This is a genomic window from Shewanella amazonensis SB2B (genome assembly GCF_000015245.1).
In the GTDB taxonomy this organism is placed as follows: domain Bacteria; phylum Pseudomonadota; class Gammaproteobacteria; order Enterobacterales; family Shewanellaceae; genus Shewanella; species Shewanella amazonensis.
The window spans coordinates 2562932-2579984 of sequence record NC_008700.1 but is presented as its reverse complement, the minus strand read 5'-3'; the positions used below and the strand labels follow the sequence as shown (position 1 = coordinate 2579984).

Annotated in this window: 15 protein-coding genes; 8 read left to right on the top strand and 7 right to left on the bottom strand. The window is 54.8% G+C overall.

The genetic code is table 11. From position 1 onward, the window contains the following. Positions 1–8 precede the first annotated feature (8 nt). The 5 genes from trpB to SAMA_RS11125 all read right to left on the bottom strand — a co-directional run bounded on the left by trpB (position 9) and on the right by SAMA_RS11125 (position 5887). The gene (trpB, locus tag SAMA_RS11145) at positions 9–1202 is read right to left on the bottom strand and encodes a tryptophan synthase subunit beta (RefSeq protein ID WP_011760246.1); all 1194 of its coding nucleotides are present in this window, start codon (positions 1200–1202) and stop codon (positions 9–11) included. Positions 1203–1274: 72 nt separating this feature from the next. Beyond that, positions 1275–2663, bottom strand: coding sequence for a bifunctional indole-3-glycerol-phosphate synthase TrpC/phosphoribosylanthranilate isomerase TrpF (gene trpCF, locus SAMA_RS11140; protein WP_011760245.1), 1389 nt, complete (start codon positions 2661–2663; stop codon positions 1275–1277). A 13-nt stretch (positions 2664–2676) separates the two neighbouring features. Further along, a complete protein-coding gene (gene trpD / locus SAMA_RS11135) occupies positions 2677–3711 on the bottom strand; it encodes an anthranilate phosphoribosyltransferase (protein WP_011760244.1) in 1035 nt (344 codons plus the stop codon). Continuing rightward, the gene (locus SAMA_RS11130; protein ID WP_011760243.1) at positions 3708–4307 is read right to left on the bottom strand and encodes an aminodeoxychorismate/anthranilate synthase component II; all 600 of its coding nucleotides are present in this window, start codon (positions 4305–4307) and stop codon (positions 3708–3710) included. The genes trpD and SAMA_RS11130 overlap by 4 nt, the downstream gene beginning before the upstream one ends. Beyond that, positions 4304–5887, bottom strand: a complete 1584-nt coding sequence (locus SAMA_RS11125) for an anthranilate synthase component 1 (RefSeq protein WP_011760242.1) — start codon at positions 5885–5887, stop codon at positions 4304–4306. Before SAMA_RS11125 ends, SAMA_RS11130 begins: the two co-directional genes overlap by 4 nt. A 353-nt stretch (positions 5888–6240) precedes the next feature. Between SAMA_RS11125 and rnm the strand changes: the two genes are divergently transcribed. From rnm to SAMA_RS11095, 6 genes are all read left to right on the top strand, one after another. Beyond that, entirely contained in the window at positions 6241–7101 is an 861-nt protein-coding gene (gene rnm / locus SAMA_RS11120) for an RNase RNM (RefSeq protein ID WP_011760241.1), read from the top strand. Beyond that, the gene (locus tag SAMA_RS11115; RefSeq protein ID WP_011760240.1) at positions 7098–7718 is read left to right on the top strand and encodes an L-threonylcarbamoyladenylate synthase; all 621 of its coding nucleotides are present in this window, start codon (positions 7098–7100) and stop codon (positions 7716–7718) included. Before rnm ends, SAMA_RS11115 begins: the two co-directional genes overlap by 4 nt. Before the next feature lie 188 nt (positions 7719–7906). Next, a complete protein-coding gene (locus SAMA_RS11110) occupies positions 7907–8695 on the top strand; it encodes a segregation and condensation protein A (protein ID WP_011760239.1) in 789 nt (262 codons plus the stop codon). After that, positions 8695–9291 carry an SMC-Scp complex subunit ScpB gene (scpB, locus tag SAMA_RS11105; protein ID WP_011760238.1) on the top strand — a complete coding sequence of 199 codons (597 nt, stop codon included), beginning with the start codon at positions 8695–8697 and terminating at the stop codon, positions 9289–9291. Before SAMA_RS11110 ends, scpB begins: the two co-directional genes overlap by 1 nt. After that, a complete protein-coding gene (gene rluB, locus SAMA_RS11100) occupies positions 9284–10171 on the top strand; it encodes a 23S rRNA pseudouridine(2605) synthase RluB (protein WP_011760237.1) in 888 nt (295 codons plus the stop codon). The genes scpB and rluB overlap by 8 nt, the downstream gene beginning before the upstream one ends. Before the next feature lie 98 nt (positions 10172–10269). Beyond that, positions 10270–11223 (top strand): hypothetical protein, encoded by a 954-nt coding sequence (locus SAMA_RS11095; RefSeq protein ID WP_011760236.1) that lies wholly within the window; start codon positions 10270–10272, stop codon positions 11221–11223. Positions 11224–11289: 66 nt separating this feature from the next. Here SAMA_RS11095 and SAMA_RS11090 read toward each other — a convergent pair whose 3' ends face one another. After that, positions 11290–12201, bottom strand: coding sequence for a M14 family metallopeptidase (locus tag SAMA_RS11090; RefSeq protein ID WP_011760235.1), 912 nt, complete (start codon positions 12199–12201; stop codon positions 11290–11292). A gap of 75 nt (positions 12202–12276) precedes the next feature. After that, positions 12277–13014: a YciK family oxidoreductase gene (locus SAMA_RS11085; protein WP_011760234.1), complete on the bottom strand. Its 738-nt coding sequence runs from the start codon at positions 13012–13014 to the stop codon at positions 12277–12279. A 262-nt stretch (positions 13015–13276) separates the two neighbouring features. On the opposite strand from SAMA_RS11085, the gene SAMA_RS11080 reads away from it, so the two are divergent. Next, entirely contained in the window at positions 13277–15757 is a 2481-nt protein-coding gene (locus SAMA_RS11080; protein ID WP_011760233.1) for a VolA/Pla-1 family phospholipase, read from the top strand. A 134-nt stretch (positions 15758–15891) separates the two neighbouring features. Next, complete coding sequence (gene sohB / locus SAMA_RS11075) at positions 15892–16905, top strand: protease SohB (RefSeq protein ID WP_011760232.1); 1014 nt, start codon at positions 15892–15894, stop codon at positions 16903–16905. The last annotated feature ends 148 nt before the right edge of the window (positions 16906–17053 follow it).

Below are 17053 nucleotides of genomic sequence, written 5' to 3'. Positions count from 1 at the left end.
AGTACTCCTTATGCGCTGGCCTTGCCGTCTAAAATGTCAGATACGGTAAAAATGTCTTTATCACCGCGGCCAGAGAGATTGACCACAATGATTTGCTCTTCGGTGGCGTCTTTGGCCAGACGCAGTGCATACGCCAGCGCGTGAGCCGATTCCAGTGCCGGGATAATGCCTTCGCTGCGGGCAAGCAGCTGGAATGCCTCCAGCGCTTCGTCATCGGTGGCCGACTCATAGGTGGCGCGGCCGGTGGCATTGAGATAGGCGTGCTGGGGTCCAACGGACGGGAAGTCCAGACCGGCAGAAATCGAGTAGGACTCTTCAATCTGGCCATGCGCATCCTGCATCAAGGGGGCTTTCATACCAAAGAAGATACCCGTCTTGCCATGCTTGAGCGGCGCACCGTGCATCGGTGTGTCAATGCCCTTGCCAGCGGGCTCTACCCCAATAAGCTTCACCGAAGGTTCGTCGATAAAGTCAGCAAACATACCGATGGCGTTGGAGCCGCCACCCACGCAGGCGATAACGGCATCCGGCAGGCGGCCTTCTTTCTCCAACATTTGGGCTTTTGTTTCGGCGCCAATCATGCGCTGGAATTCCCGTACTATGGTGGGGAAGGGATGAGGCCCTGCGGCAGTACCCAGCAAATAGTGGGCGCGGTCGTAGCTGCCGGACCAGTCACGCATGGCCTCGTTACAGGCATCCTTGAGGGTGGCAGAGCCGGAGGTGACCGGGATAACCTCCGCGCCCATCAAACGCATACGAAACACATTGGGGCTCTGGCGGGCTACGTCTTTGGCACCCATGTATACCTTGCACTTGAGCCCCAACAGGGCGCAAGCCAGCGCTGTGGCCACACCGTGTTGCCCGGCGCCTGTCTCGGCAATAATCTCTTTCTTGCCCATGCGTTTGGCAAGCAGCGCCTGACCTAGCACCTGATTGGTCTTGTGGGCACCGCCGTGCAGCAGGTCCTCACGCTTTAAGTAGATTTTCACCTTGGGATTGGGAGACAGATTACGGGTCAAGGTTAAGGCGGTGGGGCGGCCCGCATAGTTTTTCAACAGGTCGTGGAATTCTGTTAAGAACTCTGGGTCTTGCTGGGCCTCAACAAAGGCGGTCTCCAGTTGCTTCAGCGCCGGCATCAGAATTTGCGGCACGTACATACCGCCGTATTCGCCGAAGTAGGGATCGAGTTTCAGCTCGCTCATTGTATCTCTCCAAAGTCAGTCAATCTGCTATGGCGGCTTTACCACCAATAATTCTGTTCGGTTAAGTGCTTGTCAGTAGTTGCGAAGGCTGGCAAATGCCTGCTCGATAAGCGCGGCAGACTTGATGCCGGGCGCTTCCTCCAATCCTGAATTAAAGTCCAGCCCCAAAAAGCCCTGATTGGCGGCGGTGGCGGCATTGTTTGCATTGAGACCACCGGCCAGCATGGCCCTGTGTTTGTCTGCAAGATTCAGTTGCCAATCAAAACACACACCTGTCCCGCCAAAGCCAGCACTGTTTTTGCTGTCATATACAATGCGGTCTGCCCCATGGGGGATGGCAGATGCCTTGCCTGCTTCAACGGCCACGGCTTTCCAAATCTCACAGCCTTCGGGTAACTCCTGTGACAACTGGCTTCGCAGGTCATCGATATAAGCTTCATCTTCCTTGCCGTGCAGTTGCACTGCCGCCAGTCCCAACGTCTTGGCAAGACTGACTACCTTGGCCGCAGCTTCATCCACAAATACGCCTACGAGCGCCAGCGGCTGGCTTGCGGCGCGATTGAATGCGCTCAGGGCCCGTGCTCTATCTTCTGATACGCAGCGAGGGGATTTTTCGGCAAAAATCAGTCCGCCATAGACGGCACCAGCGTTGGCGGCGGCCGTGATATCCGCCTCTCGGGTCAGGCCGCAGACCTTGTTTTCGCCATAAATCAGGCGTCGACAGGCTAAATCCAGGTTCGCTTCCGCCATCAGGGAGCTGCCCACCAAAAATCCCTGCACCAGAGGGGCGAGGCGCTTTACCTGTTCGTGGGTGTAAATTCCGGATTCGCTGATGACCAGGGTATCGGCGGGGATGTGAGGTGCCAGGGCTTCTGTGGTGGCGAGGTCTGTGCTCAGGTCACGCAAGTTACGGTTGTTGATGCCAATAATGGGAGCTCTGAGAGCGATGGCGCGGCGAAGCTCGTCTTCGTTGCTCACTTCGGTGAGAATGTCGAGCTGATATTTGGCGGCTTCGTCGGCAAGGCGTCGGTAATCATCGTCATCCAGCACGCTCAGCATCAAGAGTATGGCATCGGCGCCCTGATGGGCCGCGAGCCTGACCTGATAGGGCGAGATAAAAAAGTCTTTGCACAGCACTGGCTGGGAGACAGCGGCACGCACCTGTGGGATATAGTCCATGTCGCCCTGAAAAAACTGCTCATCGGTCAGCACTGATATGCCGGCAGCATAACGGCTGTAAATGCTGACGATGGCCACAGGGTCAAAGTCGGCACGGATCAGCCCCTTGGATGGGCTGGCCTTTTTACATTCCAGAATAAAACCTGCGTTGGGTGCTGCCAGCGCCTGATAGAGGCTGCGGTCAGAGATTTTCGGCGTCAGGCTGGCTTCCGGGAATCGCTGCTTGAGGGCATCGATATGGGCGTATTTGGTGTCGATAATCTTGGTTAACACATTGCTCATGGGGCTTAATTCCTTACGCCTTGTCCTGCTGACTCATGGCGGCGAGGCCAATCAGTTTTTCATATGCCTTGCCGGAGGCGAGGGTGTCAATGGCAAGCTTGAATCCTGCCTGGGGCGTGTCGGCAAGCCCTGCCACATAGAGCGCACAGCCTGCATTGAGTGCCACAGCATCCCGGTGGGCTGCCTTGCCTTCGCCTTTTAAAATGGCCGCGGTGATGAGCGCATTGTCTTCGGGACTACCGCCTTCAAGTTCAGTTACCTGGACAGGTTCAAGCCCAAAGTCTTTTGGTGACAGCGAGTAATCCACAAGCTCACCGTTTCTGAGTTCGCACACCTGAGTTGTGCCGTGGAGCGCCACTTCATCCAGCCCTTCGCCATGTACCACCATGGCGCGTTTTACCCCAAGGGCGCAGAGCACCTCGGCGATGGGGCGGACCAGCGTCTCACTGTACACCCCAAGCAGCATAAAGTCGGGGTGACTGGGATTAATCAGGGGCCCGAGTACATTGAACAGGGTGCGGGTAGCGAGCTTTTGCCGTACCGGCACCGCATGTTTTACTCCACCGTGGTAATGGGGAGCAAACAGAAAACAAATACCCAGGGCTTCAAGGCAATTGGCCGCCGTTTGTGGCGCCATGGTTAACTCGATGCCGAACTGGCCGAGGAGATCCGACGATCCGGATTTGGACGATACGCTGCGATTCCCATGTTTGGCCACATTGGCGCCTGCAGCCGCCGCCACAAAGGTCGCTGTGGTGGAAATGTTGATGGTGTTGAAGCCGTCACCGCCGGTGCCGACGATATCCAAAATACCACCATCAAGTGCGGGCCGGGGGAAGGAATTGGCCGCTTCGCGCATGGCATCGGCCGCGCCGCTGATTTCGTCGATGGTTTCGCCCCGCACCTTGAGGGCCATCAAAAGCGCCGCTATGGTGACCTCATCGAGCTCGCCCCTCACCAGCGAGGCAAAAAGGCATTTGGCTTCTTCGCGGGATAATGGGTTACCGCCGTAGGTTTTATCCAGGAGTTGTCTTACATCCTTGCTCATTGCAGCTCTCCTTTGGCAGCCAAGCCGGTGAGGTATTGCAGGCTTTGCACCAGCAAGGTACTGCCAAGGGTTGTCAGAATCGACTCAGGGTGAAACTGGAAACCCAGCGCCTTGTCTTCTTCGTGGAGCACCGCCATGGGCATGCCTTCGGTAGTGGCAATGACCTTAAGGGCGTCAGGCACCTTGGTTGCGACCAAACTGTGATAGCGTGCCACCGGCAAGGGGGAGGGCAGCCCTCGGAAAATCCCCTGACCGTCATGAACCGTGGGGCTCGCCTTGCCGTGTACCACACTTGGCGCGCGCTCTACCTTGCCGCCGTAGTGCTCAACCAACGCCTGATGACCCAGGCATATCCCGAGAATTGGCAGCTTTCCTGCCACCAGTTTAATCAGTGCCATCATGCAACCCGCCTCGTGGGGAGCACCCGGACCAGGGGAGAGTACCAGTGCGGTTTGAGGCTCGGCCAGTAACTTGGCTGCCAGCTGCTGTGGGTCAACGTCGTTACGGTAAATCACTACCTCAAAGCCCAGCGCGCGGAATTGGTCGACCAGGTTGTAAGTAAAAGAGTCGAAGTTATCGAGTAAATAGAGTTTCACAGGCCACCTCCCAGTTTGATGGCAGAGATCACTGCCTGTGCTTTTTGACGGGTTTCGTCTGCCTCTGCCTGGGGATCTGAGTCATACACCACACCGGCACCGGCCTGGATATGGGCAAGGCCGTCTTTCACAAAGGCCGAACGAATAACGATACAGGTATCCATGTCACCGGTGGCGGAAAGGTAACCCACGGCGCCGCCATAGCTGCCCCTGCGTGTCTTTTCCGTTTCGCGGATAAGCTGGGAAGCCCTGACCTTGGGTGCGCCTGTGAGCGTGCCCATATTCATGCAGGCCTGATAAGCATGGAGGGCGTCGAGATCCTGCCTCAGTTGACCTGTGACCCGGCTGACCAGATGCATCACGTGGCTGTAGCGGTCAACTTTCAACAGCTCTGCTACCTTGCGGGTGCCGCTTTGGCTGATACGGGCTATATCATTTCGGGCCAAATCGACCAGCATCAGGTGCTCAGAGAGTTCCTTTTTATCGAGGCGCAGCTCCAGCTCGATACGGCCATCCAGGTCGTGATCTATGTTGCCACTGGCATCTTTGCCGCGCTTACGGGTACCGGCGATGGGGTAGACTTCCACCTGATTACTGTCAGCATCGTATTTGAGCGCGCTTTCAGGTGAGGCGCCAAAGAGGGTGAAATCGCTGCTGCGAAAATAAAACATGTAGGGGCTGGGATTGGTTTTACGCAGTGCTCTATAAGCGCCAAGGGTATTGGGGCAAGGCAGACTGAAGCTTCTTGAAGGCACCACCTGAAAAATATCGCCGGCGATGATGTGCTCTTTCAGGGCGTTCACCGCGTCTTTAAAGTCTTCGTCACTGATGCTGACGCTGGCCTCGACATTCACCGGTTTGAGGGCTTTAACCGGGCGGGGACGATTGGCGATGGCCTCGATCACCTTGGCGCGGCGCTTGAGTTCATCTTCTATGAAGGGGGATATTTGCCCGTCCGCGGAAAAGGTCGACAAGACCAACTCGGCCTGTTTGGCCTTGTGGTCCACAAGCACCAGGGTGTCGGCGAGATAAAAGAGATAATCCGGGCAGGTATTGGCGCCGTCCCTTGCTTTGGGAAGTGGCTCAACGGTATCAATCAAATCGTATGCCAGTACGCCACCGAGGAAAAGATCCTCAAAGGCAACCTTTTCACCCACATGGATATGTTTGAGTAGTGCCCGCAGGCCATCCAGAGGCGAGGTGGATTTTAGCCTGGCATCTTCATCCAGTAGACCGGTGTCGCGTGTTAAGGTCACGGCAAGGTAATTGGTTTCAGTCAGTTCGCAGTTAAAAAAACCGGCGATGGCAGGCAGCAGCACCCGGCCATTGTCGTCCAGCGCGGTAAACTCCAACCGATAGCCCTGGGCTGCAATTTTCAGGGCCGCGTGGGTCATGATGATGCTTTTCAGGTTCTCTTTGCTGTCGATTTCAGCCGATTCCAGCAAAAGTGTGTGGTGGGCATCCTGAGTCAGGCTCTCGTAGAGGGCCAGCGGGTCATCCTGGTAAGGCAAGGGCTGCTTGGTCAATTTGCCTGTGGCCAGCTTTCCCTCTGCCTTGGCATCAAACGCCTGTTGTGTCATCCGGTTATCCTTCAAGTTTTTGTGCCGCTTTTCACCGGGCCAGATGCAAAAAGGCCCGCGTAGTGCGGGCCTTTTCGATGAATCTTGTGTCTGTTAAACGCACACCAAGCTTCACACCACCCGCGTATTCGGGAAGTGCCACCACCAGTTGATGAAAGAAGCAATGATTGGGTTCATGTTGCGTTTATCTTGTGAAATTTGTTGTTGGCCTATAGAAAAACCCAGGCGGTGGGGATTGTCAATTGAATATTTATCATAATCTATGGGAACTCACTGATTCGGCCATTGAATACGGTCGGGAAGAGCTGAAAGTTTGAGGCGCTTTTCATAATGCTTTCAAGTAGAATAAGCCTATGAACGATGAAAATTATTTGGTTGATCTCCACTGCCATACCACAGCGTCCGACGGACAACTTTCGCCCTCGGATGTGGTCACCCGCGCCATTGAACGCGGCGTGAATTTGCTTGCGATTACCGATCACGACACCCTCGACGGGCTTGAAGAGGCCCACGGCACCAACAATGCGTCGCAGTCGCCGCTCGAACTGGTTGACGGGGTAGAAATTTCAACCCGATGGCACAGTTACGATATCCACATTGTGGCGCTGCAGGTGGACCGGCATCACCCTGAGTTACAGGCGTTTCTTGCGCGGCAACGGGAGCTAAGGGAAATCCGTGCCCGTGAAATAGGCAATCGTCTGACCAAGGCCGGTATCGAAGGTACCTTTGAAGCGGCAAAGGAACTGGCCGGAAACGCGGCTGTGAGCCGCGGCCACTACGCCAGGGTACTGGTTGAGCGGGGCATTGCCGCAGACATGGCCGGGGTATTCAAGCGCTTTCTGGCCCGCAACAAAACCGGCTATGTGCCCAATAACTGGGGCGATATGGCCTCGGCGATTGCGATTATTCATCGTGCCGGCGGTGTGGCAGTGCTTGCCCACCCCAGTGGCTATAAAATGTCGGCCAAGTGGCTGAAAAAATTGGTGCGGGAATTTAAAGAAGCTGGCGGCGATGCCATGGAAGTGGTGCTGGGGCAGCAAACATTAGAGGACAGAGCCAATTTGGTGGCGCTGTCCCATCTCAACGGCTTATACGGCAGCTTGGGCAGCGATTTTCATTTTCCCGGCAGCTTTGTCGAGCTGGGTAAAAATCTTTACCGACCACAGGGCGTGACCTGGGTCTGGCAAACCGAACTCTGGGGGACGAGGGAATGAGTCAATTTTTTTATGTGCATGAGGTGAATCCTCAAAAACGCTTGATAGATCAGGCGGTCAATATTCTTAGAAGTGGCGGCGTGATTGTGTATCCCACCGACTCGGGGTATGCCCTGGGCTGCCTGATTGGCGATAAAAACGCCATGGAGCGTATCGTGCGAATTCGTCAGATGGAGCAGGATCATCACTTCTCTTTGATGTGCCGTGACCTGTCTGAAATTGCGACCTACGCCAGGGTCGAGAATCAGGCCTTCCGCTTGGTGAAACACTGCACGCCCGGGCCTTACACCTTTATTTTCAAGGCCACCAAAGAAGTACCGCGCCGTTTGCAAAACGACAAGAAGAAAACCATTGGTATCCGCGTGCCCGACAACGTGATAGCCCTGGCACTGCTCGAAGCACTCGGTGAGCCTTTAATGTCCACCAGTTTGGTGATGCCCGGCCAGGAGTTCGCCGAATCGGATCCTGAACATATCCGCGACCTGCTCGAACACCAGGTTGAGGCTATTCTCAATGGTGGTTACCTCGGTGAGAGTCCGACCACTGTGGTGGATATGTCGGAAGACACCTTCGAGGTGCTCCGGGAAGGCGCCGGGGATATCAGTCCGTTTCTGTAAAATGGCTCGTCGGCCACGTTTCTTTCAAGCGGCTTTTCTTTTAAGAAGACCTGTTTTCGGGTATAATCGCGCGCTTTCGTGTCCGATAACGGGTACGGCGCTGAAAACCGGTGAAATTGGGCCTCTTACACATTGTAAAAGCTCGGTTTTTTGGTAAGAAGGTGGCCTTTGGGTCGCCTGGAGGATAGATGCAAGGCATTCAGCAAAGTTTGCCACTTGCGGTGGTTCGTGGGGAGCCCGTCAGGGAGTTGCCCGCCGATCTCTTTATCCCACCGGAAGCGCTTGAAGTGTTCCTGGAGGCCTTTGAAGGTCCACTCGACTTGCTGCTTTACCTTATCCGAAAGCAAAAGCTCGACGTGATAGAACTGCCCCTGACCCTGATAGCGGCTCAGTACCTTGAATACATCCGATTGCTGACCGATGCACGGATTGAGCTTGCCGCCGATTACCTGGTGATGGCGGCTACCCTGGCGGAAATCAAGTCGCGACTGCTGTTGCCGAAAATGGCGGTGGAAGACGACGAGGAAGAAGACCCGCGGGTCCGGCTTATCAAGCAGCTCAAGGCCTATGAGTCGATTCGAGAGGCGGCTTTTAAGCTTGACGAATTGCCACGGCTCGAGCGTGATGTGCATCAGGCGCGGGCTCAGGCCGCCCCGGGGCTTAAACCCGAGGTCATACCGCCTGATGTTTCGCTCAAAGAGCTGGCACTGGCCTTTGCTGAAGTACTTAAACGGGCATCGGCCTTTGAACACCACCAGGTGAAAAAAGAAGTGCTCTCTACCCGGGAGCGAATGAGCGAAATTTTAGCCAAACTGGATCATGAACACTTCACGCCCTTCACGGCGCTTTTCAGTCCGGAAGAAGGCCGTGGCGGTGTGGTGGTCAGTTTTCTTGCGCTGATGGAACTGGTGAAGGAAACCCTGGTTGAGCTGTACCAGGCCGAGCCCCTCAGCGGCATTTACGTGAAGGCGACCTGATGGCGCAGATTAGTCACTTACAGCTGAAACAATTGATAGAGGCTTGCCTGTTTGTTCAGCAAAAGCCGATGACCATCAAAGCATTGCGAGAAGGCGTGCTGGCGCCTTTTGCCGTATCACGGGAAAGGATCAGTACCGTTGTTGCCGAGCTGATGGTCGATTATCAGGAACGAGGGGTCAATCTGGTGAAAGTGGCGGGCGGATACCGCTTCCAGACCCAGGAAACCCTGAACCCTTACCTGCAGACCCTGTGGCAGGAAAAGGCGCCCAAGTATTCGCGGGCAACCCTGGAAACCCTGGCGGTGATTGCATATCGCCAACCTGTGACCCGGGGTGATATTGAGCAGGTAAGGGGTGTGGCACTTGGAAGCCACATCCTGAAAACCTTATCTGATCGTCGATGGATCAGAGTGGTGGGGCATAAAGAGGTTCCGGGTCGTCCGGCACTTTACGCCACCACTTCAGAATTTTTGGCCTATTTTGGCTTGGATAATCTGGCGTCATTACCGGCGCTGGCGGATCTGGAGTCATTGGATGCGTTATTTGGCAAACAAACTGAATTACCAAATGCGCAGGAAGAATTAACTCATGAGTGAAAAGTTGCAGAAAGTCTTGGCCCGTGCAGGCCATGGCTCCCGTCGTGAGATGGAGGCATGGATTGCTGCAGGACGAGTGAGTATCAACGGCGAAATCGCCAACCTCGGAGACCGGGTAGATGCCGACGCCAAAGTGCGTCTCGACGGTCGCCTGGTGTCTATCAAGTCAGCCGACGATATCATCTGTCGTGTGCTGGCTTACCATAAGCCAGAGGGTGAAATTTGCTCCCGCAAAGACCCGGAAGGCCGTCCCACGGTATTTGACCGCCTGCCCAAGCTGCGTGACGCCCGTTGGGTGGCAGTGGGTCGTCTGGATATCAACACTTCGGGCCTGTTGCTGTTTACCTCTGACGGTGAACTGGCTAACCGCCTGATGCACCCGTCCAACGAAGTTGACCGTGAGTATGCTGTGCGTACCTTTGGTGAAGTGAATGACTTTACCATTCAAAAGCTGCGTACCGGCGTGATGCTTGAAGACGGTCCGGCGCAGTTTGATTATGTAAAGGCTGCCGGTGGTGAAGGTGTCAACCAATGGTGGCACGTGGGACTGCGCGAAGGGCGTAACCGTGAAGTGCGCCGCCTGTGGGAATCCCAGGAAGTGCAGGTGAGCCGTCTTATCCGCGTGCGTTACGGTATGATTGAACTGCCGAAAACCTTGCCCCGTGGTGGCTGGATTGAACTGCCGCTGGAGCAGGTAAACTACCTGCGTCAGCTGGCTGGTATGGATCCTGAAACCCGCTCCATGATTGGTACCGACAAGCACAGTGTGGCGCGTGCGTCCCAGGTGCGCAGCGCCAAAATTCGCCGCGCAGTGCGCAAGAGCAAGGTAGGCGCCGCCACCGGCTCAAAACGTCCCAAGCCCACTCGCACCCGCAGTTAATCCCGCCTAAGGCGTTGGATATCTGAGTAAAAAAGGCCGCTTATGCGGCCTTTTGTGTTATACCAATCAGTAAATCAGACTGTTTACATGGAAGCGACATGAAGCTGTTGTCAGTGGTAAAAATCTGGGATCGGGGAGATCACAACGCCTTTACGGATTTAATTCGTTTTGATGGCAAGTTGTACTGCGCCTTTCGTGAAGGCTCTGCCCACGTATCACCAGACGGAGCACTCAGGATTTTGGTGTCTGAGGATGATGGTTCCAGCTGGAAAGAGGCGGCGCTCATCAAGCTGGATGAAGGAGATTTACGTGACGCCAGATTACTGGTTTGGCTGGGCGAGCTTTATCTGTTTGGCGCCAGAGCCATTGCCGGAGAGCCGCTGCAGTCTCTTATGTGGCGTTCGTCTGATGGTTGTCGTTGGCAGGCGGCTGAACACTGCGCCGACACAGGTTATTGGCTGTGGCGGGTGATAGCCGATAACAATGAGCAATCAGTCTCTAGAGCGCCTGCCCTTTATGGTGTGGCTTATCGTCCCGGGCCTGATGGTGATGTCCGCCTGTACCGGGCTGCGCCGCAAGGCCCACTCAAAGGTACTGATTTCATCCCGTTGGTTGCTGCTCTTAACAGCGAGGGTTATGTCAATGAAACAGGCCTTGAGATCACCGATGGCATCTTCACCTGTTTGCTCAGACGTGATCCTGTCTGGGATGACCGTAGAAACGGTTTACTTGGCAAAGCAAAAGCCCCTTTTATGGATTGGCAATGGCTTGAGCTGGATTGTCGCATCGGCGGCCCGGTTGTTTTTCGCTGGTGCAATCGCTTACTGGCCATTGTGCGGCTCTATGATGAAAAGGTACGCACGTCTCTGGTGGAAATATGTGAAACCACCGGCCATGTGGCCGAGCATTTATCGCTGCCTTCTGGGGGAGATACCAGCTACGCGGGGGTGGTGATGGAGCACTCTGTAAAAGGAGATGAGCTGAAAGTCAGTTATTACTCAAGCCATGAAGGAAAGACGGCGATTTACTTTGCCGCTATCCGACTTGAGTAGACTCGCGCAATAAAAACGGCTGCCAAGGCAGCCGTTTTTATTGCTATGAAACGTTGAGCCGCTATATCAGCGATTTGCCAGCATAAAGTCCAGCGCGGCGCGAATGGCTGCCACCTGAGCGGCATTACATTCTTCAGCTGTTGCTTTGGGACTGTCGGGATAGACCTCGGTCGTTGTGGTATAGGTTGCATCCGTTATCCCGGCGCACAACCCCAGTTTCTTTACCGGGTAGTTAATGACACCATGCTGCACCACAGGTGAGCCGATAATGTTGCCCTTCTCATCGGGGGGCGCAATATGGGTGACCTTTTCCACCGCATCAATAATCGCTTTTTGGAAAGCTTCCTGGGGGTTATCGCTATCCCCCACCAGATAAAAGCCATCGGGGATGACATCGGGCTCATAGTCTTTGCCATCACGGGCAGCCAGCGCCGGGCGAAACTCAGTTTCATCTGTGTCTGTGGTTTCGTGCAGGTCGATATGCAGCACAAAGTCAGACTGATGGGGGGCGACCAGTTTCAGCAGGGCTGCTGATTCCTCTGATGGACTGTTTTCCACAAAGGAGCGGTTGGGATCGACCGCTTTGGGGTTCCAACGATTGATGATTTCGTAACCCCAGGGGCTCACGCAAGGTACAACCAGAAGGTTTACCTTGCCCTTATAGTCTTTGGCATCCTGATGGAGAAAGTCCAGCGCGCCCTGTACGCCGCTGGTTTCATACCCGTGAACACCGCCCGTAACCAGCGCCAGCGGCAGGCCTGGCTGCCATTGGTTTTTCAGGGCATACAGCGGGAAACGTCCGGCATCGATAGAAAGTGCGCCGTAGTTAACCAATTCAAAATCGGCACTCAGTGGCAGCACGCGAGACAGCACTTCATCCTGATAGCTGCGTTTTACTGTTTGGACTTTAAACCAGGCTTGCTTGTCGGCATCATTCCAGGGCGAACCGGGCGTGCCAATAGGGTAGGGAGCTGTCATAGTCTTTGCTCTTTATTGTATTTGGCTGAGAGTAAATATAAAAAAGCCCGCTGCAGCGGGCCTTGTGAATAGAGCTTATTGTGCGCTGAAGGCCTGACCATTCTGGTCTTTGCTGTCGTCTGCCATCAGATAGACATACAGCGGCATCAGCTCTTCGGCCGTTTTCAGGGTTTGCGGATCTTCACCCGGATAAGCGTTGGCGCGCATCTTGGTACGGGTAGCACCGGGGTTAATTGAATTGGCCCGCACATTGGTGCCATCACATTCGTGGGCGAGCACCTGCATCATGCCTTCGGTGGCAAATTTGGAAAAGGCATAAGGGCCCCAGTAGGCCCGGCCAGTACGGCCAACACCGCTGGAGGTAAAAATAACCGAGGCGGCAGGCGCCTTGCGCAGCACCTTGAGCAGGCTTTTGGTCATGATCGCCTGAGCGGTAACGTTGACCTTCATGACTTCTTCGAGTGAAGCCAAATCTATGTGTTCAAACGGACCCAGCACGCCCAGTACACTGGCATTGTGCAGCACGCCGTCGAGATGGCCAAATTGCTCTTCGATGGTATCTGCCATGTCGCGGTAGTTTTGCTCTGTAGCGCCTTTCATATCCAAAGGCACAATGGCCGGAGTAGGCTGGCCTGCCGCTTCAATTTCATCGTAAACGGCTTCGAGTTTCTTCACAGTGCGGCCCAGCAGGATCACAGTGGCGCCGTGGGCGGCGTAAGCCAGTGCCGCAGCGCGGCCGATACCGTCACCGGCACCGGTAACCAGAATCGTTTTGCCTTTCAGAGCATCGGGGGCAACTTTATATTCCAACATGGATTTAAACTTCCTCTTGGCGCAACTTCCCGTCTTTACTGAGGGATTTTATGAGTCATACAGCTGTTTAAAACAATTGACTGTTTATTGGGCGTTCACTTCATTGCGCAGTGTGACAAAATTGTAGCGAACTCAATATTTTTGCGTTAAGTTGAAACGAGTTACGGACATTTAATAAGTCCGGTTGGCATCGCAATACGGGCTATTGTGACCAATTTCTTGGGGAAAACAAAATTATTACAACAAGATTTGGGGAAAAAAGATGAAAAGACTCATTTTGGGAGTAGCAATCGCCTCGGCTCTGGGCCTCAGCGGCTGTGGTGGTGAGGATAGTGTCAATGAGCTCAGGGATAATATCGAGCCGCTGATCCCCGAGTCCCACCTGGTGTTTGATCCAACCGCTGGCAAGGTACCGCTGCCGAGCGATCTGCTGTTCAGTGGCACCCTCGATGGTACCCTGGCCATTCCCGGCGAAGAAGGCGGTGATTATACCAACCCTCAGTACGCCATCGGCGCGCTTGATGGCTGGTCCACCACGCAGCCCATCAGCATTGATTTTGCCCCATCCAGAGATCACAGCGGTAACCTGCTGTCACTAAACGCAGCCTCTGTATTCCAGCCCGGCGCCGTGCGTGTTTTTGAAGCCACTGTGGGCGGCGCGCTCTCCTCGGATGCAGAATGTAAAGCGGCGCCTTCGGTATCAGCCTGTAAGATTGGCGATGAGCTGCAATTCGGTGTCGACTTTATCAGTCAGGCAGTGGGCAACAAGATTGTCATCGTGCCCTTAAAGCCACTGAAAGCCGGTCAGTCGTACATTTACGCCACCACGACTCTGATTGAAGACTCTGAAAACCGTCCGGTCGCCACTTCGTCGACCTACGGCTCGGTAAAGATGGATATCACCACCCATCCGCTGGGCACCGAAGCACAGCGCGGCTTGCAGGCGTTGGTTAACAGCTATGAAAATGCCCTCGAGTCCAAAGGTGTCGATAAGGCCAGCATCACCTACTCGAGCCTCTTTACCACCCAATCGGTTAATCCTGCTTATGAAACCCTGAAACTGCTGATGGCGAGCAACGATGCGTTCAAGCCATCGTTCGATATGTTTCCAACCCCAACCGGGATGACAGTGGCGCAAATGGCCGGTATGAGCCCGGAAATGGGTCTGCCCTACGTACTGTCTGATTTGGCCGATGTATATGTTGCCAAAATCAAGCTGCCGGTTTATAGCGATTGTTCCGCCAACGGCTGTTTGACCGCTGACATGGCGCCCAAGATTAACGGCCGCTGGACTGCGCTGGGTGACAGCCCAGTGTCTGTGCTGCTTGCGCTGCAGGCAGGCACCCTGAGCCAACAAAACTTTGGTGCCCAGGCGATGGCGCAGGGTATTGAAGACCCTGCTGCCGCGCTGGCAAACCCGGCGCTGCTGGCTGGAAAGCAGTTTAAGCTTGATGATGGTACCCCAGCGGATAAAACCCGCCACGTCACCAAATTCAACCCTATTCCAGCGCCCAAGACATACGAAAGTGTCTCTGTGCTGATGACTCTGCCCAACGCCGCCAAGCTGAAGGCCTTTACCGAAGCTCAGGGGCAGGCCTTTGTGCCACCTGCCAATGGCTGGCCGGTAAATATTGCCATGCATGGTCTGGGCGGTGGTAAAGAAATGGCGCTCGCCTATGCGGGTACCTATGCCGCAGCCGGTGTGGCCACTGTCGCCATCGATATGCCGCTTCATGGTGAGCGTTCATTTGATGCCAACAAAGATGGTATCTATGAAGTTTCAGCGACCGATCCGTCATTTGGTCCTGTGGTTGGTAAACCTGACGCGTTCAAAAATGGTTCACCGCTGGTGTTTGTAAATATCGCAAGTTCACTGTCGGTGCGGGATAACTTCCGTCAGGCCGTGGCCGACCATCTGGGCGTGCGTTTGGCACTTACAGGCATGGCGCAATATTTGGCCGCCAACAACCAGCCTCAGGTATTCGATGTGTCCAAGGTGTCTTCCCAGGGCCTGAGCCTCGGTGGCATTGTAAACACCAACTTTGCGACCTACGCTTCAACCGGTTTGGTTGACCCAGGCACAGGTACTCAGTTGCCCAATCCCTATGCCATCACTGCGGCTTCACTGGTTGCGCCTTCCGGTGGCTTGGCTGGCGCCTTCGCGGGCTCCGCGACCTTTGGCCCTGTGCTCTTTAATACCATTACCGGTACTTCTGAGTTCCAGGCCATGGTGGATGCGGCCAACACGGCAGGTTATGAGCCCGGTAGCCCTGAATACGCGGCGCTGGTACAGCAGGTTTATGCCGGCTTTATCCCTACTTTCGCGTTTGCCATCCAGACCGGTGTGGACTCCATTGACCCGGTTAACCATGCTGGCATGCTGAAGGCAACGGGTTTGCCTGTTCATCTGATTGAGGTGGTGGGTGACGGTAACGGTAACCTGCCTGATCAGGTACTGCCAAACAGTGTGGAAGGCTTCCCGCTGTCGGGAACCGAGCCACTGATTGCAAACCTGGGGCTGGAGTGTCGTGACACCACGGCTCAGGGCGGCGGTGCAGTGCGCTTTATCAAGGGGCATCACAGCTCTATCGTGGATCCAAGCGAGAACGGTGCCACCGATGGCAAGGCGGCTGCGTCGACTGCAGAGATGCAGTGGCAGGTAGCAGGTTTTGCCAAGTCGGCAGCTGCAGGCACAGCCACCATTCTGGTGAACGATGCCAGTGTGCTTAAAGCCTGCGACTGATCTTAGGTAAGTCACAGTTAAACCGGCCTCTGGGCCGGTTTTTTATTGGTTTTAGCGGCTGAATTGTTAGAATAGCCGCACTTTTATGCTCGCCAGGCCAGGTTGCCGGGTGTTGGGATGCTTTGGAGCGGAATTTGGAATTTTTATACGAATATGGGCTGTTTCTTGCCAAGGCTGTGACAGTGGTCGCCGCCATCGGTGCCATTCTGGTGATGGTGTTTGCCGGTGCGGCCCGAGGTAAGGGTGATAAAGGCGAACTGGTGCTGACCAATGTCACCGAAGAACTCGATCATTTAAAGATGCACCTTAAACACGAACTGCTTGATAAGAAAGCATTCAAGGCGTACGAAAAGGCCCAAAAAGCCGAGGCCAAAGAGGCTGAGAAGCAGGATAAGCCTAAGCCCAGAACGTTTGTGCTGGATTTTAAAGGCAGTATCGATGCCCATGAAGTAGCCTCTTTACGGGAAGAAATCAGCGCGATACTGACCATTGCCGAAAAAGGCGATGAGGTGCTGCTTAACGTCGAGAGCGGTGGTGGCATGGTACATGGTTACGGTCTTGCGGCGAGCCAGCTCGACAGACTGCGTCAGGCCGACATTCCTCTGACCGCCTGTATCGACAAGGTGGCGGCCAGTGGCGGCTACATGATGGCCTGCGTGGCCAATCGCATCTACGCCGCGCCCTTTGCCATTGTGGGGTCTATCGGTGTGGTGGCTCAACTGCCGAACTTCAACCGCTTGCTGAAAAAGCATGATATTGATTACGAGCAGCACACCGCCGGGGACTTTAAGCGCACTCTGACGTTGTTTGGTGAAAATACCGAAGAGGGCAGACAGAAATTCCGTGAAGAGCTGGAGGAGACCCATCAGCTGTTTAAGGCCTTCGTATCCAAGTATCGCCCTGAGCTTGATCTGGACAAGGTTGCCACCGGTGAGCACTGGTACGGACAGCAGGCCCTGGATTTGGGGCTGGTGGACAGCATCAGCACCAGCGACGACCTGATGCTGACAGCGGCCAAAGACAGAACCCTGATTAAACTGCGTTATCAGCCGCGGAAGAAGCTCGCCGACAAGCTGGCCCACAGCGCCGCACTGACAGTCAGTACTTTTTTTGGAAAGCTGGCGGAAAAGAATAAACCGCTGCCATAAATTTCCTTGCATGTTGTATATATTAAAAGCCTGCTTTTGCAGGCTTTTTTGTGCGCCCATTTAGGCTGAACACCCTAATGTCACTCTCTGTAGCCGGGGTTTTCTTCCTTCCCTAAATGGTATACAACTGGGCGTTCGGGGGAATATC

Bases quoted from the DNA above. Each gene is read 5' to 3' on its own strand.
- SAMA_RS11090 (WP_011760235.1), bottom strand. From the start codon at position 12,201: ATGACAGCTCCCTACCCTATTGGCACGCCCGGTTCGCCCTGGAATGAT.
- SAMA_RS11110 (WP_011760239.1), top strand. From the start codon at position 7,907: ATGCAAGGCATTCAGCAAAGTTTGCCACTTGCGGTGGTTCGTGGGGAG.
- rluB (WP_011760237.1), top strand. From the start codon at position 9,284: ATGAGTGAAAAGTTGCAGAAAGTCTTGGCCCGTGCAGGCCATGGCTCC.
- SAMA_RS11115 (WP_011760240.1), top strand. From the start codon at position 7,098: ATGAGTCAATTTTTTTATGTGCATGAGGTGAATCCTCAAAAACGCTTG.
- SAMA_RS11125 (WP_011760242.1), bottom strand. From the start codon at position 5,887: ATGACACAACAGGCGTTTGATGCCAAGGCAGAGGGAAAGCTGGCCACA.
- trpD (WP_011760244.1), bottom strand. From the start codon at position 3,711: ATGAGCAAGGATGTAAGACAACTCCTGGATAAAACCTACGGCGGTAAC.
- SAMA_RS11085 (WP_011760234.1), bottom strand. From the start codon at position 13,014: ATGTTGGAATATAAAGTTGCCCCCGATGCTCTGAAAGGCAAAACGATT.
- rnm (WP_011760241.1), top strand. From the start codon at position 6,241: ATGAACGATGAAAATTATTTGGTTGATCTCCACTGCCATACCACAGCG.
- trpCF (WP_011760245.1), bottom strand. From the start codon at position 2,663: ATGAGCAATGTGTTAACCAAGATTATCGACACCAAATACGCCCATATC.
- SAMA_RS11080 (WP_011760233.1), top strand. From the start codon at position 13,277: ATGAAAAGACTCATTTTGGGAGTAGCAATCGCCTCGGCTCTGGGCCTC.
- SAMA_RS11095 (WP_011760236.1), top strand. From the start codon at position 10,270: ATGAAGCTGTTGTCAGTGGTAAAAATCTGGGATCGGGGAGATCACAAC.
- scpB (WP_011760238.1), top strand. From the start codon at position 8,695: ATGGCGCAGATTAGTCACTTACAGCTGAAACAATTGATAGAGGCTTGC.
- trpB (WP_011760246.1), bottom strand. From the start codon at position 1,202: ATGAGCGAGCTGAAACTCGATCCCTACTTCGGCGAATACGGCGGTATG.